Annotated in this window: 17 protein-coding genes; 3 read left to right on the plus strand and 14 right to left on the minus strand. The window is 66.1% G+C overall.

The window, feature by feature from the left end; all coding sequences use genetic code 11:
- Positions 1–2: 2 nt before the first annotated feature.
- From trpE to NAV27_RS09935, 11 genes are all read right to left on the minus strand, one after another.
- On the minus strand, positions 3–1,487 hold the full coding sequence (gene trpE / locus NAV27_RS09885) for an anthranilate synthase component I (RefSeq protein ID WP_102828969.1): 1,485 nt from the start codon (positions 1,485–1,487) through the stop codon (positions 3–5).
- Positions 1,488–1,667: 180 nt separating this feature from the next.
- Positions 1,668–2,369, minus strand: coding sequence for a phosphoglycolate phosphatase (locus tag NAV27_RS09890; protein WP_102828970.1), 702 nt, complete (start codon positions 2,367–2,369; stop codon positions 1,668–1,670).
- The gene (rpe, locus tag NAV27_RS09895) at positions 2,366–3,040 is read right to left on the minus strand and encodes a ribulose-phosphate 3-epimerase (RefSeq protein WP_102829183.1); all 675 of its coding nucleotides are present in this window, start codon (positions 3,038–3,040) and stop codon (positions 2,366–2,368) included. The genes NAV27_RS09890 and rpe overlap by 4 nt, the downstream gene beginning before the upstream one ends.
- A 105-nt stretch (positions 3,041–3,145) precedes the next feature.
- A complete protein-coding gene (gene gabT, locus NAV27_RS09900) occupies positions 3,146–4,426 on the minus strand; it encodes a 4-aminobutyrate--2-oxoglutarate transaminase (RefSeq protein WP_102828971.1) in 1,281 nt (426 codons plus the stop codon).
- 157 nt (positions 4,427–4,583) lie between these two features.
- Positions 4,584–6,050, minus strand: coding sequence for an NADP-dependent succinate-semialdehyde dehydrogenase (gene gabD / locus NAV27_RS09905; RefSeq protein WP_102828972.1), 1,467 nt, complete (start codon positions 6,048–6,050; stop codon positions 4,584–4,586).
- Between the two features lie 12 nt (positions 6,051–6,062).
- The gene (locus tag NAV27_RS09910) at positions 6,063–6,890 is read right to left on the minus strand and encodes an ABC transporter permease (RefSeq protein WP_011911951.1); all 828 of its coding nucleotides are present in this window, start codon (positions 6,888–6,890) and stop codon (positions 6,063–6,065) included.
- 63 nt (positions 6,891–6,953) lie between these two features.
- Positions 6,954–8,207 (minus strand): ABC transporter permease, encoded by a 1,254-nt coding sequence (locus NAV27_RS09915; RefSeq protein ID WP_102828973.1) that lies wholly within the window; start codon positions 8,205–8,207, stop codon positions 6,954–6,956.
- Positions 8,208–8,270: 63 nt separating this feature from the next.
- Positions 8,271–9,302: an ABC transporter substrate-binding protein gene (locus NAV27_RS09920; protein WP_102828974.1), complete on the minus strand. Its 1,032-nt coding sequence runs from the start codon at positions 9,300–9,302 to the stop codon at positions 8,271–8,273.
- 44 nt (positions 9,303–9,346) lie between these two features.
- Positions 9,347–10,456: an ABC transporter ATP-binding protein gene (locus NAV27_RS09925; protein ID WP_043298908.1), complete on the minus strand. Its 1,110-nt coding sequence runs from the start codon at positions 10,454–10,456 to the stop codon at positions 9,347–9,349.
- 148 nt (positions 10,457–10,604) lie between these two features.
- Positions 10,605–11,234 (minus strand): response regulator, encoded by a 630-nt coding sequence (locus NAV27_RS09930; protein WP_102828975.1) that lies wholly within the window; start codon positions 11,232–11,234, stop codon positions 10,605–10,607.
- Positions 11,231–13,648 (minus strand): PAS domain-containing sensor histidine kinase, encoded by a 2,418-nt coding sequence (locus NAV27_RS09935; RefSeq protein WP_102828976.1) that lies wholly within the window; start codon positions 13,646–13,648, stop codon positions 11,231–11,233. Before NAV27_RS09935 ends, NAV27_RS09930 begins: the two co-directional genes overlap by 4 nt.
- 96 nt (positions 13,649–13,744) lie before the next feature.
- On the opposite strand from NAV27_RS09935, the gene NAV27_RS09940 reads away from it, so the two are divergent.
- Positions 13,745–14,758 carry a DUF3530 family protein gene (locus tag NAV27_RS09940; RefSeq protein ID WP_043298903.1) on the plus strand — a complete coding sequence of 338 codons (1,014 nt, stop codon included), beginning with the start codon at positions 13,745–13,747 and terminating at the stop codon, positions 14,756–14,758.
- A gap of 7 nt (positions 14,759–14,765) precedes the next feature.
- Here NAV27_RS09940 and NAV27_RS09945 read toward each other — a convergent pair whose 3' ends face one another.
- Genes NAV27_RS09945 through NAV27_RS09955 form a run of 3 tightly spaced genes read right to left on the minus strand, consistent with a single transcriptional unit; the run spans position 14,766 to position 17,217 of the window.
- On the minus strand, positions 14,766–15,533 hold the full coding sequence (locus NAV27_RS09945; protein WP_043298901.1) for a DnaJ domain-containing protein: 768 nt from the start codon (positions 15,531–15,533) through the stop codon (positions 14,766–14,768).
- Entirely contained in the window at positions 15,533–16,201 is a 669-nt protein-coding gene (murU, locus tag NAV27_RS09950) for an N-acetylmuramate alpha-1-phosphate uridylyltransferase MurU (protein WP_102828977.1), read from the minus strand. Before murU ends, NAV27_RS09945 begins: the two co-directional genes overlap by 1 nt.
- Positions 16,198–17,217 (minus strand): aminoglycoside phosphotransferase family protein, encoded by a 1,020-nt coding sequence (locus NAV27_RS09955; RefSeq protein ID WP_102828978.1) that lies wholly within the window; start codon positions 17,215–17,217, stop codon positions 16,198–16,200. The genes murU and NAV27_RS09955 overlap by 4 nt, the downstream gene beginning before the upstream one ends.
- Positions 17,218–17,345: 128 nt before the next feature.
- On the opposite strand from NAV27_RS09955, the gene NAV27_RS09960 reads away from it, so the two are divergent.
- Positions 17,346–20,099 (plus strand): LPS-assembly protein LptD, encoded by a 2,754-nt coding sequence (locus tag NAV27_RS09960; RefSeq protein WP_102829184.1) that lies wholly within the window; start codon positions 17,346–17,348, stop codon positions 20,097–20,099.
- Positions 20,080–21,387: a peptidylprolyl isomerase gene (locus tag NAV27_RS09965; RefSeq protein ID WP_054094502.1), complete on the plus strand. Its 1,308-nt coding sequence runs from the start codon at positions 20,080–20,082 to the stop codon at positions 21,385–21,387. Before NAV27_RS09960 ends, NAV27_RS09965 begins: the two co-directional genes overlap by 20 nt.
- The last annotated feature ends 29 nt before the right edge of the window (positions 21,388–21,416 follow it).

Consider the following 21,416-nt stretch of genomic DNA (forward strand, 5'->3'; position numbering starts at 1 on the left):
GATCAGTTCTCCTGCTGGTCGCGTTCGGCGAGGGCCACCGCGCGGAACATGGCGCGGCGCTTGTTCAGCGTCTCTTCCCACTCCAGCGCCGGTTGCGAATCGGCGACGATGCCGGCACCGGCCTGCACGTGCAGCTCGCCGTCCTTGATCACCGCGGTGCGGATGGCGATCGCCGTATCCATGTTGCCGTTCCAGGCGAGATAGCCGACGGCGCCGCCGTAGACACCGCGCTTGACCGGTTCCAGTTCGTCGATGATCTCCATCGCACGGATCTTCGGCGCCCCGGACAGCGTGCCCGCGGGCAGGATCGCGCGCAGCGCATCCATCGCCGACAGGCCCTGCTTGAGCTGGCCGGTGACGTTGGACACGATGTGCATGACGTTGGAATAACGCTCGATGACCATCTTCTCGGTGACCTTCACCGAACCGGTCTCGGCCACCCGGCCGACATCGTTGCGTCCCAGATCGATCAGCATCAGGTGCTCGGCCAACTCTTTGCTATCCGACAGCAGGTCCTGCTCGAGCGCCAGATCGGCTTCCTCGCTGGCACCGCGCGGGCGGGTGCCGGCAATCGGTCGCACGGTGACCAGGCCGTCCTCGACCCGCACCAATACCTCGGGCGAGGAACCGACCACATGAAAGTCGCCGAAGTTGAAGAAATACATGTACGGCGTCGGGTTGAAGCAGCGCAGCGCGCGGTACAGATCGATCGGCGCCGCCTTGAACGGGATCGACATGCGCTGCGAGATGACCACCTGCATGCAGTCGCCGGCAAGGATGTAGTCCTTGATGCGGCGCACGGCCTGCTCGAAATCTCCGCGGCTAAAGCTCGAGCGGAAGCTCGGCTCCCGTCCAGCGGACGCCTCGAAATCCAGCCCGAGGCGCGGCGCGATCGGCTGACGCAGCTTCTCGCGCAGCTTCGCCAGATGCGCCAGCCCTTGCTCATAGGCGCCGTCGACGGCCGGATCGACCAGCACGATGCAGTGCAGCTTTCCGGCCAGATTGTCGAACACCACCACCGCGTCGGAAACCATCAGCAGGATGTCCGGCGTACCCAGCGGATCGGAATGCGGGCACTGCGCCAGCTTGCGCTCGACGTAGCGCACGCTGTCGTAACCGAAATAGCCGACCAGACCGCCGTTGAAACGCGGCAGGCCGGCGACTGGCGCCACGCGGTAGCGCTGCTGGAAGGATTCGACGAAGGCCAGCGGGTCCTCGACGTCGAGCGCTTCCGTCTCGGTGCCTTCGACCGTCACGCGAACATGGTGATCATGCACGCGCAGCACGGTACGACAGGGCAGACCGATGATCGAATAGCGCCCCCACTTTTCCCCGCCCTGCACCGACTCGAGCAGGTAGGAGTTGGGCGCGTCGGCGAGCTTGAGGTACAGCGACAGCGGGGTATCGAAATCGGCCAGCGTCTCGAACGAGAGCGGAATGCGGTTGTGGCCTTCGGCGGCCAGGCGCAGGAATTCTTCGCGGGTCATATCAGCCTCGTGGTTGAGGGGCGTACAGAGAGGTTCGCAAACGCACCGGCGCGAAGCCGGTCGGGACTGATCAGGCGCGCCAGCGCCAACGGGCCAGGGCCTTGATGACCTTCATCCACTGTTTGCGGGTAACCACCACGATCTGATCTCTTCGGCGGGGTTAGCGGGAATCGGGCCACACTAGCGCAGCCCGGAAACCGAAGCAACCAGCAGGCGCAGGTCATCCAGCACCAGCGCGGGGCGCTCCTCGGCAATCGGCCGGCCGTGGTTGTAGCCGTAGGTCAGCCCTACGCAGCGCACGCCGGCAGCATCGGCGGCGCGGACGTCGTTGCGCGAATCGCCGACGAACAGCGACTCGGCCGGCGTTGCGCCCGCTTTCTCCATCACCCAGAACAGCGCAGCGGGATCGGGCTTCTGCTGCGGCAGCGTATCGCCGCCGACCAGCCAGCCGAAGTAGCCGCCCAGGCCCTTCTCTTCCAGCAGCGGCGCGACGAACTGGGCCGGCTTGTTGGTGATCACAGCCAGCGCCACGTCCCGCGCGGCGAGCCAGTCCAGGCATTCGCGCACGCCCGGGTAGACGCTGGTCAGCGCATGGCTGCCGGCATAGGCCTGCATGAACAGCGCGAGCGCCGCGTCGGTCTCGTCCTCATCGATGCCGGCGTGCTCATAGCTGCCGGCCAGGGCGCGGCGCACCAGCACGCGCGAGCCGTTGCCGACCCAGTCGCGCACGCGCTCGATGCCCGCCGGAGCGCGGCCGAGCTGACCGAGCATGCTGTCCACCGCGGCGGCCAGATCCGGCACCGAGTCCATCAGGGTGCCGTCCAGATCGAACATCACCAGCCGCGGCAGCGCGCCGTCGAACAGCTGCTCCAGGCGCGTCATGGCCGCGCCAGCGCCAGCTCGGCACGCATCTGCTCGATCACGGCCTTGTAGTCCGGCTGGTTGAAGATGGCCGAGCCGGCGACAAAGGTGTCGGCACCGGCTGCGGCGATCTCGCGGATGTTCTTCGGATTGACGCCGCCATCGATCTCCAGGCGAATCTTGCGGCCGCTGGCGTCGATCAGGGCACGCGCCTCGCGCAGCTTGTCCAGCGTGCCGGGGATGAACTTCTGCCCGCCGAAACCGGGGTTGACGCTCATCAGCAGGACCATGTCGATCTTGTCCATCACGTACTTGAGCACATCCAGCGGCGTGGCTGGGTTGAACACCAGCCCGGCCTTGGCGCCGCCGTCCTTGATCAGCTGCAGCGAGCGGTCGATGTGCTCGGAGGCCTCGGGGTGGAAGGTGATGTAGCTGGCGCCGGCCTCGAGGAAGTCGCCGATCATCCGATCCACCGGCTTGACCATCAGGTGCACGTCGATGGGCGCGGTGACGCCGTGCTTGCGCAGCGCCGAGCAGACCATCGGGCCGATGGTCAGGTTGGGCACGTAGTGGTTATCCATCACGTCGAAATGGACGATGTCGGCGCCGGCGGCCAGCACGTTGTCCACTTCCTCGCCCAGGCGGGCGAAATTGGCGGAAAGAATCGAAGGGGCGATGGCGAACGGCTGCATGACGACCTCGGATGGCACGGGCGGAATGCCGCGCATTGTACCCGAGGGGTCAGGATTGCGGCGCGCCTGACATCCGTTGGCGGATGCCGGCGCGCCGCCGCACGGTCAGGTCAGTTCGTCGAAGCACTCGCCGATGATCGCCAGGCCACGGTCGAGCAGCTCGTCCTCGGCAGTCAGCGGCACCAGCACGCGCAGCACGTTGTAGTAGGTACCGCAGGACAGCAGGATCAGCCCCTTGTCCCGCGCCCGCGCGACGATCTGCGACGTCAGCGCCGCCGCCGGTCGCGCCAGGTCGCCATCCTCGAACAGCTCGATGGCGATCATCGCGCCGAGGCCGCGCACCTCGCCGATCTCCTTGTGCTTGGCCTGGATCGCCTTGAGGCCGGCGGTGAGCTTCTCCGCCACCGCCTTGCAGCGGTCGAGCAGATGCTCCTCCTCGAAGATTTCCAGCACCGCTAGCGCCGCCGCGCAGGACAGCGGGTTGCCGGCATAGGTGCCGCCCAGCCCGCCGGGCGCGATGGCATCCATGATCTCGGCCTTGCCGCACACGCCGGCGATCGGGAAGCCGCCGCCGACCGACTTGGCGAAGGTGGTCAGGTCGGCGACCACGCCCATCTGCTCCATGGCGAAGAAGGTGCCGGTGCGCCCGGCGCCGGTCTGCACCTCGTCGGCGATCAGCAGGATGCCGTGCTCGTCGCAGAGCGCGCGCAGGCGGGCCATGAAATCCTTCGGCGCGACATTGAAGCCGCCCTCGCCCTGCACCGGTTCGACGATGATCGCGGCGATGTCGCGCGGCTCGGCATCGTTCTTGAAGATGCGCTCGATGCTCGCGACCGAGTCATCGACGCTGACACCATGGATCGCGCAGGGATACTGCGCACGGAAGATCCCGCCCGGCATCAGGCCCATGCCGGCGGAGTACGGGGCGACCTTGCCGGTCAGGCCGAGGGTCATCATGGTGCGGCCGTGATAGGCGCCGGTGAAGGCAATCACACCGGCACGGCCGGTGGCGGCGCGGGCAATCTTCACCGCGTTCTCCACGGCCTCGGAGCCGGTGGTGACCAGCAGGGTCTTCTTGGCGAAGTTGCCCGGCACCCGCGCGTTGATCTTCTCGCACAGCTCGACGTACGGCTCATAGGCCAGCACCTGGAAGCAGGTGTGGGTGAGCTTGTGCAGCTGGTCTTCCACCGCCTTGACGATCTTCGGATGCAGGTGGCCGGTATTCAGCACGGCGATGCCGCCGGCGAAATCGATGAACTCGCGGCCCTCCACATCCACCACGCTGCTGTTCTTCGCGTGGTCGGCAAAGATCGGGTGGATCTGGCCGACGCCACGGGGAACAGCGGCGACACGGCGTTGCATCAGGGATTCGTTGGTCTTGCTCATAAGCTCCTCGGTAGCCGCTCATCGTCGGCACGGGTAGGAAAGAACGCCAGGAAGCGGGCGCGGCAGCATACGATGATCGACTGCCGCACCCTCCGGAGCGTTCGGATTACAGTAGAACTCCGTGCATTATTTTGCACGCCTGATTTGAGCCGTTTGGTCAGATGCCGCCCAGGCACAGGTATTTGATTTCCACGTATTCATCCAGGCCGTACTTCGAGCCTTCACGGCCGAGGCCCGATGCCTTCATCCCGCCGAACGGCGCCACCTCGGTGGAAATCACCCCGGTGTTGATGCCGACCATGCCGTACTCCAGCGCCTCGGCGACGCGGAACACGCGACTCAGGTCGCGGGCGTAGAAGTAGGCGGCGAGACCGAACTCGGTGTCGTTGGCCTGGCGGATCACCTCGGCTTCATCGCGGAAGCGGAACAGCGGCGCCAGCGGGCCGAAGGTTTCCTCGCGCGCCACGGCCATCTCGGCAGTGACGCCGCCCACCAGCGTCGGCTCGAAGAAGTTGCCACCCAAGGCATGGGGCTTGCCGCCGGCCAGCAGGGTGGCGCCCTTGTCCAGCGCGTCCTGCAGATGGCGCTGCACCTTGGCCACGGCTGCGGCGTCGATCAGCGGACCGGTGGTCACGCCCTCCTCCGCTCCGTTGCCGACCTTCAGCCGCGCGACCGCCGCGGAGAATTTGTCGACGAAGGCGTCGTAGATGCCGTCCTGCACGTAGATGCGGTTGGCACAGACGCAGGTCTGCCCGGCGTTGCGGTACTTGGAGATCATCGCGCCCTCGACCGCCGCGTCCAGATCGGCATCATCGAAGACGATAAAGGGTGCGTTGCCGCCAAGCTCCAGCGAGAGCTTCTTCAGCGTCGGCGCGCACTGCTGCATCAGCTTGATGCCCACCGCCGTCGAGCCGGTGAACGAGAGCTTGCGCACGATGGGGTTTTCACAGAGTTCGGCGCCCACTTCGCGGGACGTGGCGGCATCGGCGGTGATCACGCTGAACAGCCCCGCCGGGATGCCCGCGCGCTCGGCCAGTGCGGCCAGTGCCAGCGCCGAGAACGGTGTCTGCGGTGCCGGCTTGAGCACCATGGCACAGCCCGCGGCGAGCGCCGGGCCGGCCTTGCGGGTGATCATCGCGCTGGGGAAATTCCACGGCGTGATCGCCGCGGTGACACCGACCGGCTCCTTCTGCACCAGGATGCGCTTGTCGCCCGCGTGGGCAGGGATCACGTCGCCGTACAGGCGCTTGCCTTCCTCGGCGAACCATTCGAGGAAGGATGCGGCGTAGGCCACTTCGCCGCGTGCCTCGGCCAGCGGCTTGCCCTGTTCGGCGGTCATGATCCGCGCCAGGTCTTCCTGATTCTCCAGCATCAGTTCGTACCAGCGCCGCAGGCGCGCGGCACGCTCCTTCGCAGTCAGCGCGCGCCAGGCCGGCTGGGCTGCCTGCGCGGCTTCGATGGAGCGGCGGGTTTCACCGCGGCCCATGTTCGGCACGGCGCCGATCAGCTCGCCGGTGGCCGGGTTGAAGATCTCGGTGCGCGCGCCACTGTCGGCCTCGCACCATTCACCGTTGAGATAGGCCGTTTGGCGCAACAGATCGGGTTGCCCAAGTTGCAGAGTCATGTGCGTATTCCGTCAGGCAGGTTGTTGGGTGCGCAGCTTCTCGGCGCGGCCTCGCAGCCACTCCAGGGTCAGCAGCAGAGCGATGGAGAAGCCGATCAGCAACGTCGCCGCGGCGGCGATGGTCGGGCTGAGGTTCTCGCGGATGCCGCTGAACATCTGCCGTGGCAGGGTGATCTGCTCGGGGCCGGCGAGGAACAGCGTCACCACCACTTCATCGAACGAGGTGGCGAAGGCGAACAGCGCGCCGGAAATAACCCCCGGTGCGATCAGCGGCAGGGTTACCCGGAAGAACGCGGTCAGCGGCGAGGCGCCAAGGCTGGCCGCGGCGCGCACCAGGTTGTAGTTGAAGCCCTGCAGCGTCGCGGAGACCGTGATGATCACGAAGGGCACGCCAAGCACCGCGTGCACGAGGATCAGCGACAGGTAGCTGTTGCCCATGCCCAGCGGTGCGAAGAACAGGTAGCTGGCGACACCGATGATCACCACCGGCACCACCATCGGCGAGATCAGCACCGTCATCAGCAGCGCCTTGCCGCGAAATTCCGCGCGGGTCAGGCCGACCGCCGCCAGGGTGCCAAGGACCACGGCGAGCAAGGTCGCAGCCGGGGCGATGAGCAGACTGTTCTTCAGCGAGCGCATCCAGTCCGCCGAGGTGAACAGCGCCTCGTACCAGCGCAACGAGAACCCCTGCAGCGGATAGACCAGGAACGAGCCGGAGTTGAACGACAGCGGCACGATGACCAGCACCGGCACGATCAGAAACAGCAGCACCAGCGCGCAGAGGATGCGCAGCGCGTAGTACCAGGCCCGTTCGACGGGCGACATGTAGGGGCTCAGCATGAACGGTTCTCCTGCCCGGCATGAAGACTCTGAAAAGGCGGCCGCGCCGCGACGTGCGTCATCTCAACCCAGCCGCAGGCGACTGGCACCGACCAGCCAGCTGTAGATGACGTACAGCAGCATGGTGGCGAGCAGCAGCAGACCGCCCAGCGCCGTGGCCATGCCCCAGTTGATGGTGGTGTTGGTGTAGAAAGCGACGAAGTAGCTGACCATCTGGTCGTTCGGGCTGCCGAGCAGCGCCGGGGTGATGTAGTAGCCGATGGCGATGATGAACACCAGCAGGCTGCCGGCACCGACCCCGGCCAGCGTCTGCGGGAAGTACACCCGCCAGAAGCTGGCGAACGGGTGACAGCCCAGCGAGACCGCCGCACGCATGTAGCTCGGCGAGATGTTCTTCATCACGCTGTAGATCGGCAGGATCATGAACGGCAGCAGGATGTGCACCATGGCGATGTACACACCGGTGCGGTTGAACACCAGCTGCAGCGGCTCGTCGATCAGGCCCATCTTGAGCAGCGCACCGTTGATCAGCCCGCCCGACTGCAGCAGCACGATCCATGCGGCGACGCGCACCAGAATCGAGGTCCAGAACGGCAGCAGCACCAGGATCATCAGCAGGTTGCTCTGCCGCGCCGGCAGGTTGGCCAACAGATAGGCCAGCGGATAGGCCAGCAGCAGACAGATCACCGTGATCACCAGGCCCATCCAGAACGTGCGGGCAAAGATGTCCAGATACACCGCCTGATCCGGCGAGACCTTGGCCAGTTCACCCAGCTCGTCGATGCGGTGATCCAGCGCCGCCAGCAGGTAATAACCGGTCACCGCACTGTCGTTACGCTGGATGATCTGCCAGAACGCCGGATCGCCCCAGCGCTCGTCGAGCGACTCCAGTGCCTCCTGATACGACGCGGGTGTCTCGCGGAACGGCAGCGCCCGCGCGGTCTTGGTCAGCAGGCTGCGATAGCCGGCCAGTTCCATGTTCAGCCGCTTGGACAGATCGCCCAGGCTCTGCTCGCGGCGCGCCTGATACAGATCTTCGGCCAACGCCTGATAGGCCGGCTCCGCCGGTAGGCCACGACCGTCCCACTCGGCGAGCGCCGCCAGCGTGCGCGGCAGCGTATTGACCACCTCGGGGTTCTCGACGCTGCGCCAGAGCAGCGAGGCGATCGGCACCAGGAACGTCAGCAGCACGAACAGCAGCAGCGGCACGATCAGCGCCTGCGACTTGAGCTTGTTCACCCGTTCGGCGCGCGCCAGCCGCTGCTTCAGATTGGGCTCGGCGATCTGGTTCGCCGGCAGGGATATAGCTGTGGCCATGATGACTCCGCGATTCGTTCCGATGGCTGGGACCGGCCCCGCCAGTGCGGCGGGGCTCCGGGGTCAGCGTGCTGCCCAGGCGTTGAAACGCTGTTCGAGCTGTTCGCCGTAGTCGGCCCAGAAGGTCACGTCCATCGCCACCTGATCGGCGATGTTCTCTGGCGCGGTGGGCATCTGCGCCAGGCGTTTTTCATCCAACAACGACACGGCCTGGGTGTTCGCCGGACCGTAGGCGATGTGCTCGGCATAGGCCTTCTGCTGCTGCGGCTCGACGGTGAAGGCGATGAACTTGCGTGCCTGCTCCTGACTCTTGGCGCCCTTGGGGATGGCCCAGGAATCGAAGTCGTAGATGCCGCCGTTCCAGACGATCTGCAGGTTGCTCTCGTTCTGCACGGCAGCGATGCGGCCGTTGTAGGCGCTGCTCATCACCACGTCGCCGGAGGCGAGAAACTGCGGCGGCTGTGCGCCGGCTTCCCACCACTGGATATGCGGCTTGAGCTGATCGAGCTTCCTGAAGGCACGGTTCTGGCCGTCCTTGGTGGCCAGCACCTTGTAGACCTCCTTGGCCGGCACGCCGTCGGCCATCAGCGCGAATTCGAGAGTGTACTTGGCGCCCTTGCGCAGGCCGCGCTTGCCGGGAAATTTCTCGGTATCCCAGAAATCCGCCCAGCCGGACGGCGCGCTCTTCAGCTTGTCGGCGTTGTAGGCCAGCACCGTCGACCAGACGAAGAAGCCGACGCCGCAGGGCTGGATCGCGCCTTCGACGAAGTCGTCCGGATTGCCGACGATGCCCGGGTCGAGCTCCTCGAACAGCCCCTCGTCGCAACCGCGCGAAAGCTCCGGCGATTCCACCTCGACCAGGTTCCACGACACGCTGTTGGTGTCGACCATCGCCTTGACCTTGGCCATTTCGCCGTTGTACTCACCGGCGATCAGGCGACCGTTGCCGGCCGCTTCCCAGGGCTCGTAGAAGGCCTTGGTCTGCGCCTGCTTGTTGGCACCGCCGAAGCTCACCGCGGTCAGGCTGTCGGCGGCGGCCTGGCCGGCACAGACGAGTCCGAGCGCCAGCGCGGACAGTTTCAGGTAGTTGCTCATACCAGTTCGCTCCATGATGCAGTTGTTAGGGTTCTTGTAATGCCTCAGGCCGCCTGCAGCGGGTCCAGCGCACGGACGTGCTCGACATGCCAGCCGATCGGCACCACATCGCCCACGCGCAGGGCGTGGTCGAACTCGGCAATTGGCTGCTTGACGAAGAAGTCGCTGACCCCGCAGACCTCCAGGCGGATGCGGATGTGGTCGCCGAGGTAGATGAACTCGGCAACACGACCGGTGAAGCGGTTCGGACAACTGGCGCTGGCGCCGTTGAGCAGCACGCGCTCCGGGCGAATCGACAGGTTGACCGGACTGCCCGTGGCGCCGACGTTGACCGCCAGCGCCTGGACGGTTTCGCCGCGCTCCAGCTTGACCGTGCAGCTGTCGCCGCGCTGTTCCAGCAGGTGCGCCGGCAGCCGATTGTTCTCGCCGAGGAAGTTGGCGACGAAGGTGTTCAGCGGTTTTTCGTAGAGCGTGCACGGGTCTTCGATCTGCTGGATCTGGCCCTGATGGAACACCGCGACGCGATCGGACATGGTCAGCGCCTCGCCCTGATCGTGGGTGACGTAGACCACGGTGACGCCGAGGCGCTGGTGCAGGTGCTTGATCTCCATCTGCATCTGCTCGCGCAGTTGCTTGTCCAGCGCGCCCAGGGGTTCGTCCATCAGCACCAGTTGCGGCTCGAACACCAGCGCCCGCGCCAGCGCCACGCGCTGCTGCTGGCCGCCGGAGAGCTGCGCCGGGTAGCGGTTGCGGAAGCCCTCCAGCTGCACCATCGCCAGCGCCCGCTTGACCCGCTCCTTGATGTCCGGCTTGGCCATGCCGCGCACGCTGAGGGGGAACGCCAGGTTTTCCGACACGGTCATGTGCGGGAACAGCGCGTAGTTCTGAAACACCATGCCCATGTCGCGCTTGTGCGGCGGCACGTTGTTGATCGCCCGGCCGTCGAGGAGGATTTCTCCGGCGGTGGGCGTCTCGAAGCCGGCCAGCATCATCAGGCTGGTGGTCTTGCCCGAGCCGGACGGCCCGAGCAGGGTGAGGAATTCGCCGCGGCGGATGTCCAGGTTGAGATCCCGGACAATCAGCGACTCGCCGTCATAGCTCTTCTGGACGCCGCGAAAGCTCACCAGGATATCGTTCGCCGTTGACTCGACCATGCTGCTGCACCTGCCTAACCGTTGAACCGTGGCCACAGCGTAGAAGCGCAGCGGGCACGGCAAAATCGGCGCAGCGGAGCGATTGGCCTAGGCGTTGGGGAGAGTCGTCTGTAGGGAACGCCCTACACGACGGATCGGCAGGCGGTGCTCAGACCAGCTTGTGTTCCAGGGCGTAGCGCACCAGGTCGGCCACCGAATGTGCCGCCAGTTTCTGCATCAGGCGCGCCTTGTGGGTGCTGATGGTCTTGCTGCTCAGGGCCAGCTTGCCGGCGATGTCGTTCACCGAATCGCCCTGCACCAGCCGTTCGAACACCGAATATTCGCGTTCCGAAAGCAGCGCATGCGGCGGCCGCGAATCGGTCAGACCGACCTCGAAGACCATGCGGTCGGCCAGCGCCGGGTCGATGTAGCGCCCGCCCGCGGCGACCTTGCGCAACGCGGTGAGCAGCAGCGCCGGTTCGCTGTCCTTGGTCGCGTAGCCGGCCGCGCCGATCTTCAGTGCCCGCGCGGCCATCTGCGCTTCGTCATGCATCGACAGCACCAGCACCGCGGGCGGCTGGTTCAGCGCGCGAATCCGCGGGATCGCCTCGAGACCGTTGACGCCCGGCATGGAGATATCCAGCAGCACCACGTCGCAGCTGACCTGCCGCAGCTGGTCGAGCAGCTGCTGGCCGTTGGCGGCCTCGCCGACCACCTGCATGTCCTGGGCCATGCCGATCAGCTGCTTGATTCCCTCGCGGACGATGGTGTGATCCTCGGCGACCATGACTCTGATCATGACGACAGTGCTCCCGTGCTGGCGGCTGTTGAAAGGGGCGCGGGGTCCAGCGGCACCCGCGCGGTGATGGTGGTGCCCCGGCCGGGCTGGCTGTCGATGCTGAGCTGGCCGCCGAGCATCTGCACCCGTTCGCGCATGCCGACCAGGCCGAACGAGCTACCCGGTCCGCGGGCCGTCTCGGCGAAACCACAGCCGTCGTCGCCGACGCGCAGACAGAGCATGTCGCCCTCGACCGTCAGCTGCACGCTGACCGTCTGCGCCTGGGCATGGCGCATCACGTTGGTCAGCGACTCCTGCAGAATGCGAAACAGGCCGATGGCCTTGGCATTGCCCAGCGGCAGCGGACATTCCGGCACCTCGACCAGACAGGCCACGCCGCTGCGTTCCTCGAAACGTCGCCCCTGCCATTCCACTGCCGAAGCGAGGCCGGCGTCGAGAATCGGCGGGCGCAGCGCGGTGGCGACGTCGCGCACACGCTGGAACAGCTGGGCGATCAGCCGTTTCATACTCTGCAGGCGTTGCGCCAAGGCCGGATCGAGGCCGGCGAAACCGAGCTCGCACATCGAGATTTCCAGCTTGAGCACGGTCAGCACCTGGCCCAGCTCGTCGTGCACTTCGCGGGCGATGTGCGCCTTCTCTTCCTCGCGCACCGTCTCCAGGTGCGCGGCCAGCTCACGCAGCTGCACGCGCGAGGCCGCCAGTTCCAGCTCGATGCGCTTGTTGTCGGTAATGTCCCAGACGATGCCGTCCCACACCTGACGGCCATCGGCCTGGCCACGTACGGAGGCGCGAATGTCGGCCCAGCGCACTTCGCCGTCGCGGTTGAGGATGCGCCCCTGCCAGCGCCAGTCCTTACCCTGCTCCAGCGCCAGCTGCTGGCTGGCCCAGTAGTCGGCCTCGTCGTCGGCGTGCACCAGACTGCGAATACCCCGCTCCGGCTCCAGCAGGCGCTCGGCGGAATAGCCCACCAGGCGCTGACTGGCCTCGCTGATATACGCAATGCGCACCGCCCCCTGCGGCGTCTCGCGCTCCAGGCGGAACACCAGCCCCGGCACGTTGCCGGCCATGGCCTTGAGCCGCGCCTCGCTCTCCTGCAGTTGCGCACTTGCGCGACGGCGTTCGGTGATATCGGCGAGAAACACCACCAGATACTCGCGGCTGCCGAAGCGCAGGAAGCTGTAGGTGATCGCCGCGGGAAAACGCTGGCCGTCGGCGCGCTGCCATTCGCACTCATGCACTTCGCGGTCGTTTTCGCCGGTGCGTGCGGCGCGCCAGCGCTCGAGCCAGGCATCCATCTGTAGCGCTGGATCGAGCGCATCCAGCGGGCAGTCCAGCAATTCGCCGCGGGCATAGCCGAGCAGCGACTCGGCCGCCTGGTTGGCGTAGCGCACGCGACTGTCCCAGTTCAGCCAGAGGATACCGACGGTGCTGTGATCCAGGCAGAACTGCGTGAGCCGCTGCGACTCCTCGGCGGCCTCGCGCAGCTCGATGTCACGCCGCGCGGCCTTCAACCGGGTTTCCAGCAGGCCGTGTTGATGGCGCTGCCAACCGAACATCAGCAGGCAGATCAGCAGCAACACACCGAGCAGCAGGCTGAGGCTGCGCCAGTAGCCAAGCTCGCGGCCGAGGTCGATGCTGCGCGGCTTGAGCCACTGCTCCTGCAGCTGGGCGAACTCCCGCGCCGGGAACTCGCGTATGGCGCTGTCGAGCAGCGCGGCAAGCGCGGGACTGTCGCGCCGCGAGGCGATGCGCAGCAGTTGCGGGCTACCCAGATCGCCGACCACCGCCAATGGCGCGTACTCGATCTGCTGCGACAGGCGGCCGAACAGCGGCTCGTCAACGACCGCGTAGCTGGCCTTGGCTTCCAGCACCTGACGCAGCGCATCGGCCTGGCTGGCCGCAGTCAGCACGGTGATGTTGGGGTAGTTGGCGGCAAGAAATTCGGTGACCGAGCCCGGCCCCTCGGCGGCGATCAGCTCGCTGGGGTGCAGCAGCTCGAGGTCGATGGCGCGCGGGCCGTCGCGGTCGCCGACGAGCAGGCGTGCAATGCGCAGAAACGGGTCGCTGTAGCGCCACAGCCGCAGGCCGACCGGTGTCTGCCGCAGACCGGGCGCCACGTCGATCAGTCCGTCACGGGCGGCGTTCTCGAGCGCGGCCTCATCGTCGAAGCGGCGCCAATGCAGCCGCACACCCAACTGTGCGGCGATCTGCTCCATCAGCTGCACATGGAAGCCTGACAGGCGCCGTTGACGCTGGTCATACTCCGCATAGGGCGCGCCCATCACCACCCCGACGCGCCACTCGCGCTGACCATCCAGCCAGGCTCGCGCGCCCTCGTCCTGCGGCGCGGCATGCGCGGCGAAGGGCAAAAGCAGCACGAACAGAACGAGGCGGCGCAGGGTGGAAGCAAGCATATATTCACGCAATCGATGGGCGTGCCGACACGCTGTTGTAATGCATAAACCCTGCCGGCGCCAGCATGGCTCCGGCCTCGATACGGGAGACACTCCATGCGTCGCGTGCCTGCTTTCGCGCTGGTGCTCGGCCTTGCCATTGGTGGCGTTGCGCCACGGATCAGCCCTGCGCAAGAGCCGCAGCCGCCACAGCAGAAACCGGCGGACGAAGCCCCGGCCACGCCACGATCAGCCGTGCAGCCGCGCAGCGCCGCTCAGGCCGAAGGCTTGCGCCGACAGCTCGACCAAGCCGCGCAACTGCAGCTCGGCAGCGAAGACGTCTTTCTCGCGCTCTGGCAACCAGCGAATACGCCCAAGCCGCGCGGGGTGCTGATCATCGTGCCGAGCGAAGGCGAAACTGCGGACTGGCCACGTGTCGTCGCGCCGCTGCGCCGAACGCTCCCCGAACATGGCTGGCATACCCTGAGCCTTACGCCCACCGATGCGATGGCGGATCCGCTGGCGCGCCTGACGACGCCCGCGCAAGCAGCCCCCTCTGCGCCGGCCAAGGACGAGGCAGTCGAGGACATCGATGCCGATGCCTCGCCACAGCCCGCCGACGCCGGCTATCTGCCCGAGCAGACCGCCCCCGCCGATGACGAGCCGTCCGCGGAGCCCACGCCGCCGCAAGAGGACGCCGCGCCTGCGAACGTCGAGCGCATGCAGGCGCGCCTCGCCGCCGCGGTCGAGCATGTACGGTCCGCGAAGCCGGCGGAGATCGTGCTCGTCGGTCACGGCACGGGGGCCTACTGGGCGAGTCGGTACCTGGCGCAGGATTCACCCAAGGACATCCGCCAGCTCATCGTGATCGATCCGCGACGACCGGCGCCGGCCGAGCAATCACTGGAGGACACGCTGGCGGCATTACCCGTCGCGGTAGGCGACTTCCATACCGATGAGCGGCCGGCGGCGCAGCGGCAGGCGCTGCAACGCCGCAACGCGGCGCGGCGCGCCGACCATCCGGACTATCGTCAGGTCGCCCTGCCGGCGCTGGCGGCCGATCGCGACGGCGCGCAAGAACAACTGGTGCGCCGCATACGCGGCTGGCTGGATCGTCAGCCGCCGCGCTGAGGGGCAATCAGCGGAAACCGCGACGCTCGCGGATCAGCGTGTAGGCGCTATGCAATTCGCGCGTGCGCTCGGTGGCCTCGCGCACCGCGGCCGGACTGGCGCCAGCGCCAGCCTGTTTGTCCGGATGATGCTTGCTGAGCAGGCGCCGATAGGCGCGCTTGATCGTCGCCGGATCGGCATCGTGGCGCACGCCGAGCAGACGCAGCGCCTGTTCGTAAGCACCCGCCCGGCTCATCGGCGCTTCCTGACCGCGTGCCGCAGCGTGATCGAGTGCCGCTACGGCGGCGCCGTCCCAGCCCATCCACTTGCCCCAGAGGAGGATCAGCTCGTGCTCGCGCGTGCCCATCTGTCCGTTGGCCCGCGCCATGCGCCAGCAGGCTTCCAGCAAGCGTGCCGCCTCCTCGCGTCGCTGGCGCAGGCGGGCGAGCGGAGCACGCAAGGCCACGTCGCTGGCCTTGCCGCGATAGAACGCCTCGATCGCCGCGCGCTGGGCCGCACCGTCCAGACGCAGACGACGCATCTCCGTCCGTGCCGCCTGTATGTGCGCCTCGCTGACGCGCCCGCCGCTCTTGGCCAGACGCCCGAGCAAAAAGAACAGCAGCTCGTTGCCGCGCATCTCGTCGCGGCTCGCCAGCCGTTCACGCAGCCCCGCCCACGACGTCCAGCCGAAGCGGCGATCCAGCATCTGGCCGAGCAATCCGCCGAGCAGCGCGCCGGGAATGCTCGCCAGCAGCCAGCCGATCAGCGCTCCCAGCGCCGTGAGCGGCCAGACCATCAGCAGCATGCCCCGAGCAGGTGCTCGACTTCGGCCAGCCGCTCATGGGTGCCGACATCCACCCAGCGCCCGCGGTAATGCTCGCCCGTCACCTGTCCGCTCGCCATCGCCTGACGCAGCAACGGGGCCAGCTTGAAGGCGCCGGCCGTGCACTCGCGAAACAGTGCCGGATGCAGCACGGCCATACCGCTGTAAGTCAGCTTCGAGGCGGCACCGCCCTCGCTCACCCGACCATCGAGCAGACAGAAATCGCCCTGCGGGTGATGCGCCGGATTGTCCACCAGTACCAGATGCGCAAGACCGCTGAGCGGCTGGCGCAGCGCAGTGAAATCGAAGTCGGTCCAGATATCGCCATTGACCACCACGAACGGCTGCTCGCCAAGCAACGGCAGCGCACGCTGGATGCCGCCGCCCGTCTCCAGCGGCTCGCCTTCGGCCGAATAGCGAATGCGCACACCGAAACGCGCGCCATCGGCCAGGTAATCCTCGATCTGCTGGCCGAGCCAGGCATGGTTGACCACCAGCTCGGCGAATCCCGCCTGCGCCAGCGCCCGCACGTGGTATTCGATCAACGGCACACCGGCGGCTCGCACCAGCGGTTTGGGCGTATGCAGTGTCAGCGGCCGCAGGCGCTCGCCCTTGCCGGCGGCGAGGATCATCGCCTTCATGGATGCGGCTCCGCTGGCAGGCTGCGCAGCAGCGTGGCCAGCTCGGCCAGCTCCGGGCGCCGTGCCAGCACCGTCTCGATGTAGGCGAAGAAGCGCGGCACGTCGGCCAGGTAGCGCGGCTTGCCGTCGCGATGACAGATGCGCGCGAAAATGCCGATCACCTTGAGGTGACGCTGCACGCCCATCAGGTCGCTGGCGCGCTGCAGTTCCTCGAAGCTGTCGGGCACGGCGATTCCGGCGTCGCGTGCCTTCTGCCAGTAATCCCGCAGCCAACCCTGCACGCGCGCTTCCGGCCAGCTGACGAAGGCGTCCTTGAACAGCGAGGTGATGTCGTAGCTCACCGGGCCGAGCACCGCGTCCTGGAAATCCAGCACGCCCGGATTCGGCTCGCTGAGCATCAGGTTGCGCGGCATGTAGTCGCGATGCACCAGCACCCGCGGCTGTGCCAGCGCCGAGTCGATCAGCGTGCGACAGATGCGCTCCCAGGCGTCCTGCTGCGCATTGTCGAAGGTGCAACCGAGATGACGCTGCACGTACCACTCGGGGAACAACTGCAGCTCGCGCCGCAGCAGCGCCTCGTCGTACAGCGGCAGCGGCACCTGCAGCGGCTGTCGCTGAAAGGTCAGCAGCGCGTCGATGGCGTCGGCGAACAGCTGATCGGCGTTATCCGCATTGATCACGTCCAGGTAGGTCTGCCGACCGAGATCGCTCAACAGCAGGAAGCCGCGCTCGAGATCCGCCGCCAGCACCTGCGGTACATGCACGCCGGCCGCCGCCAGCAGACCGGCGATCTTGACGAAGGGCCGGCAGTCTTCCTGCGGCGGCGGCGCATCCATGACGATCAGGCTGCGGCCATCGCCCTCCCAGCGGAAATAGCGGCGAAAGCTTGCGTCGCTGCTGGCTGCGGTCAGCTGCGCAACCGGCACGTCACCCCAGCCGTTGGCGGCAAACAGGGCAGGCAGTTCTTGCTCCAGCCAGGCGCGAACGTCCTGCAGGCGGTGATCTTGGTGAGGCATCGGGCGGTCTCCACGGCGCTAGCCGATAGGCGGGTCATGCTTTATTATCCGGCATCTTTCTCAGCCCATCGAGAGGCGTGCGGCTCAGCCGGACGATGGCTCGCCGCAAGCACGGACCCCAGAACAAGATGGCAGTCAAATATCCCGCGTTTCGTAGAAAATTCCCTCTTCTGATGACTGGCGGTCTGTTGGCGATGCAGCCGATGACCGCTCCGATGCTGCTGGCTGCCGAGCAGTTCGCCTGCCAACCCAGCGCCGGTGGCGGCTGGTCGTGCGCCAGCAGCACCCCGACCGCCAAACTGCCGCCCCGGCCGAATCAGGCCACGACCGATAGCACCGCGGCGATCGCTGCCAGCGATGGCAAGGCAGACACCAGCGCCAAACTGGTGACGGAGAGCAAGGGCCGTGCCCTGGCCTCGCGCAGTGCCGACTACAGCCATCTGGACTGGGTGCCGCGCGATCAGCTGACGGCCGCCCAGCTTGCCGAAACCGGCCCCTACTGCGCCGGCACCTACGTCGAACCCGACCGTCCGGGCAAGCTCGACGACACGCCGATGAGCGAAGCGCCCACCTACGTTTCCGCCAAGGCAACCCGCTATGAGCAGGAACAGGAAGTCGCCACCCTGGCCGGCGATGTCGTATTGCGCCAGGGCAGCATGCAGGCCGAAGCTGATGAAGCCAGTCTCTATCAGCTGGAGAACCGCGGCGAACTCAACGGCAACGTTCGCCTGCGTGATCGCAACGCGCTGATGGTCGGCGACCGCGCGGAAATCTTCCTCGACAACGGTGAAGCCAAGGTCGAGAACGCCGAGTACGTCGTGCACTCGGGCAAGGTGCGCGGCAGCGCGCTGTACGCCAAGCGCGAAGAGAACGCGATCATCCGCCTCAAGGACGGCACCTATACCCGCTGCGAACCAGGCGAAAACAGCTGGCACCTGAAGGGCAACAACGTAACGCTGAACCCGGCCACCGGCTTCGGCTCGGCCACCAACGTGACGTTGCGGGTCAAGGACGTTCCGGTGTTTTACACGCCGTACATATATTTCCCGATCGACGACCGCCGCCAGTCCGGCTTCCTCGCACCGAGCATCGGCTCCTCCAGCGATACCGGCCTGTCGCTGCAGACGCCCTACTACTTCAACCTGGCGCCGAATTTCGACGCCACGCTGTATCCGCATTACATGAGCGACCGCGGCCTGCTGATGGAAGGCGAGTTCCGCTACCTGACCCGCAGCAGCGAAGGCCAGTTCGGCGCCGCCTACCTCGACGACAGCAACGACGATCGCAAACTGCAGTCGGAGTACGAAGACCAGCGCTGGATGTACAGCTGGCAAAACCGCAGCGGCCTGGATTCTCGCCTGCTCGCCGAGGTTGATTACACCGACCTCAGCGATCCGTACTACTTCCAGGACCTGGATACCAACCTGGATATCGACCAGCCCGACCACCTCGATCAGCGCGGTACCCTGACCTGGCGCGGCGACAGCTATACCGCGAGGCTCAATGTCCACGGTTACGAGCGTGCCACGGTGGCCGACATCACGCCCTATGAGCGCCTGCCGCAGCTGACCCTCGATGGACGCCTGCCGTTCCAGCCGGGCGGCCTGAACTTCGCCTACAAGACCGAGTTCGTCAGCTTCCAGCGCAACCTGCGTGACGGCAATTTCATCAACGAAGACGGCAATCCGGAACGCTGGTACGACGATCGTTTGCGCGGTCTGACGCGTGCCGAAGGCGAACGTATCCATCTGGAACCGGGCGTCAGCCTGCCGCTGGACTGGAGCTGGGGCTTCGTCAAGCCATCGCTGAAATACGCGTACACCCAGTACGATCTGGATCTCGACGCGACCGGGCAGCGCACTCTGGGCGCCTACGAATCATTCGATCGCAACCAGAATCGCGGCGTGCCGATCTTCAGCGTCGACAGCGGCCTGTATTTCGATCGCGATACGCAGTGGTTCGGCAAGGACTACCGGCAGGCAATGGAGCCGCGGCTGTTCTACCTCTATGTGCCGGAAGAGGATCAGACAGATATTCCCATCTTCGACACGGGCGAGAGCAGCTTCAGCTACTCCTCGCTCTGGCGCGAGAACCGCTTTTCTGGCCGTGACCGTATCGGCGACGCCAATCAGGTATCGCTGGGCGTGACCAACCGCTGGATCGAATCCAACGGCTTCGAGCGGCAGCGCTTCAGCATCGGCCAGGCGTTCTACTTCGAAGATCGCAAGGTCCAGTTGCGCGGCATTGATTACCGCACGCGCGCCAGCGCAACGTCGTCGGTTTCGCCATACGCGCTGGAATACATGTATCGCTATAACCGCGACTGGAACTTCACTTCGACGTTCAATTGGGATCCGGACGAGGGGCGTACCCGCTCGGGCAGCGCCATGTGGCACTACCAGCCGGCGGACAACCCGAACAAGATCGTCAATATCGGCTATCGCTATCGCAACGACACCATGCGTTTCGATCAGGCGACCGGCGAATGGACCTATGGCGGGGACTATGGACGACCCGGCCAGCCGAACTACATCAAGGACTACTACAAGATCAACCAGCATGACTTCTCGTTCATCTGGCCGGTGGTCCCGCAGTGGAGCGTCATCGGGCGCTGGCAGCACGACTACAGCCGCAGCCGCACACTGGAAGCCTTTGGCGGCTTCGAGTACGACAGCTGCTGCTGGAAGCTGCGGCTGATCAACCGCTACTGGATCGACTACGACGAAACCAGCCTCAACCCCGATCTCAACGACGAGCCGGACACCGGTATCTTCCTGCAGATCGTGCTCAAGGGACTGGGTGGCGTGGTCGGCAATGCGACCGAAACATTCCTCGACGAAGGCATTCAAGGCTACCGTGAACGTGAAGACCAAGCTTTCTGATTACCTGCGCCCGCTCGTGGCGGGCGCCCTGCTGCTGGGCAACGCTGCACTGATTCCTCTCGCAAGCGCCGAGGTACAGCCGCTGGATCGCGTGGTCGCCATCGTCGACAACGACGTCATCATGCAGAGCCAGCTGGAACAGCGCATCCGCGAGGTCCAGCAGACCATCGACAAGCGCGGTGCCGATGCGCCGCCGATGGACGTCCTGCGTCAGCAGGTGCTCGAGCGCCTGATCACCGAGAACCTGCAGCTGCAGATCGGCGAGCGCTCGGGCATCCGTATCTCCGACGAAGAGCTCAACCAGGCGATGGGCACCATCGCCCAGCGCAACAACATGACCCTCGAGCAGTTCCGCAACGCCTTGGCCAACGATGGCCTGAGCCTGGAAACGGCGCGCGAGCAGATACGTCGCGAGATGATCATCAGCCGTGTGCGGCAACGGCGGATCGCCGAGCGTGTACAGGTTTCCGACCAGGAAGTACGCAACTTCCTAGCTTCGGACCTGGGCAAGCTCCAACTGTCCGAAGAGTACCGGCTGGCCAACATCCTCATCGCGGTGCCCGAGGGTGCCGATTCGGCCACCATCCAGGCGGCGGAGCGACGCGCCAACGAAACCTACGAGCAGCTTCAGCAAGGCGCCAACTTTGCCCAGCTGGCGGTTGCCCGCTCGGCCAGCGAAAACGCCCTGGAAGGCGGCGAGATGGGCTGGCGCAAGGCCGCCCAGCTGCCACCGCCGTTCGACAGCGACGTGCGCGAACTGGCGGTGGGTGAATTCACCCGTCCGGTACGCACACCACCGGGTTTCATCATCCTCAAACTGCTGGAAAAACGCGGCGGCGATACCCAGGTGCGCGACGAGGTGCATGTTCGCCACATTCTGATCAAGCCGAGCGCCATCCGCAGCAACGACGAGGCGCGCCTGTTGGTACAACGTCTGCGCGAGCGCATCGTCGCTGGCGAAGACTTCGCCGAACTGGCGAAGAATTTCTCGGAGGATCCGGGCTCGGCGCTCAACGGCGGCGACCTCAACTGGATCGATCCGGCCGCTCTGGTGCCGGAATTCCGTGAAGTGATGGCCAATACCGCCAGCGGCCAGCTGTCTCCGGTGTTCCAGTCGCCCTTCGGCTGGCACATCCTGGAAGTTCTGGGGCGTCGCGCCACCGACACCAGCGAAGAGTTCCGCGAGCAGCAGGCCCTTAATCTGCTGCGCAACCGTAAATACGACGACGAGCTACAGGCCTGGCTGCGCCAGATCCGTGACGAGGCGTACGTGGAAATCAAGCTCTAAGCTGATAGCCGGAAGTACCCAGGGTGATG

Source organism: Stutzerimonas degradans, from assembly GCF_024448505.1.
In the GTDB taxonomy this organism is placed as follows: domain Bacteria; phylum Pseudomonadota; class Gammaproteobacteria; order Pseudomonadales; family Pseudomonadaceae; genus Stutzerimonas; species Stutzerimonas degradans.

Excerpts from the sequence above, each read along its gene's own strand:
- NAV27_RS09920 (WP_102828974.1), bottom strand. The coding sequence starts at position 9,302 with ATGAGCAACTACCTGAAACTGTCCGCGCTGGCGCTCGGACTCGTCTGT.
- gabT (WP_102828971.1), bottom strand. The coding sequence starts at position 4,426 with ATGAGCAAGACCAACGAATCCCTGATGCAACGCCGTGTCGCCGCTGTT.
- rpe (WP_102829183.1), bottom strand. The coding sequence starts at position 3,040 with ATGCAGCCGTTCGCCATCGCCCCTTCGATTCTTTCCGCCAATTTCGCC.
- trpE (WP_102828969.1), bottom strand. The coding sequence starts at position 1,487 with ATGACCCGCGAAGAATTCCTGCGCCTGGCCGCCGAAGGCCACAACCGC.
- NAV27_RS09910 (WP_011911951.1), bottom strand. The coding sequence starts at position 6,890 with ATGCTGAGCCCCTACATGTCGCCCGTCGAACGGGCCTGGTACTACGCG.
- NAV27_RS09935 (WP_102828976.1), bottom strand. The coding sequence starts at position 13,648 with ATGCTTGCTTCCACCCTGCGCCGCCTCGTTCTGTTCGTGCTGCTTTTG.
- NAV27_RS09955 (WP_102828978.1), bottom strand. The coding sequence starts at position 17,217 with ATGCCTCACCAAGATCACCGCCTGCAGGACGTTCGCGCCTGGCTGGAG.
- NAV27_RS09945 (WP_043298901.1), bottom strand. The coding sequence starts at position 15,533 with ATGGTCTGGCCGCTCACGGCGCTGGGAGCGCTGATCGGCTGGCTGCTG.
- murU (WP_102828977.1), bottom strand. The coding sequence starts at position 16,201 with ATGAAGGCGATGATCCTCGCCGCCGGCAAGGGCGAGCGCCTGCGGCCG.
- gabD (WP_102828972.1), bottom strand. The coding sequence starts at position 6,050 with ATGACTCTGCAACTTGGGCAACCCGATCTGTTGCGCCAAACGGCCTAT.
- NAV27_RS09940 (WP_043298903.1), top strand. The coding sequence starts at position 13,745 with ATGCGTCGCGTGCCTGCTTTCGCGCTGGTGCTCGGCCTTGCCATTGGT.
- NAV27_RS09960 (WP_102829184.1), top strand. The coding sequence starts at position 17,346 with ATGGCAGTCAAATATCCCGCGTTTCGTAGAAAATTCCCTCTTCTGATG.
- NAV27_RS09915 (WP_102828973.1), bottom strand. The coding sequence starts at position 8,207 with ATGGCCACAGCTATATCCCTGCCGGCGAACCAGATCGCCGAGCCCAAT.
- NAV27_RS09890 (WP_102828970.1), bottom strand. The coding sequence starts at position 2,369 with ATGACGCGCCTGGAGCAGCTGTTCGACGGCGCGCTGCCGCGGCTGGTG.
- NAV27_RS09930 (WP_102828975.1), bottom strand. The coding sequence starts at position 11,234 with ATGATCAGAGTCATGGTCGCCGAGGATCACACCATCGTCCGCGAGGGA.
- NAV27_RS09925 (WP_043298908.1), bottom strand. The coding sequence starts at position 10,456 with ATGGTCGAGTCAACGGCGAACGATATCCTGGTGAGCTTTCGCGGCGTC.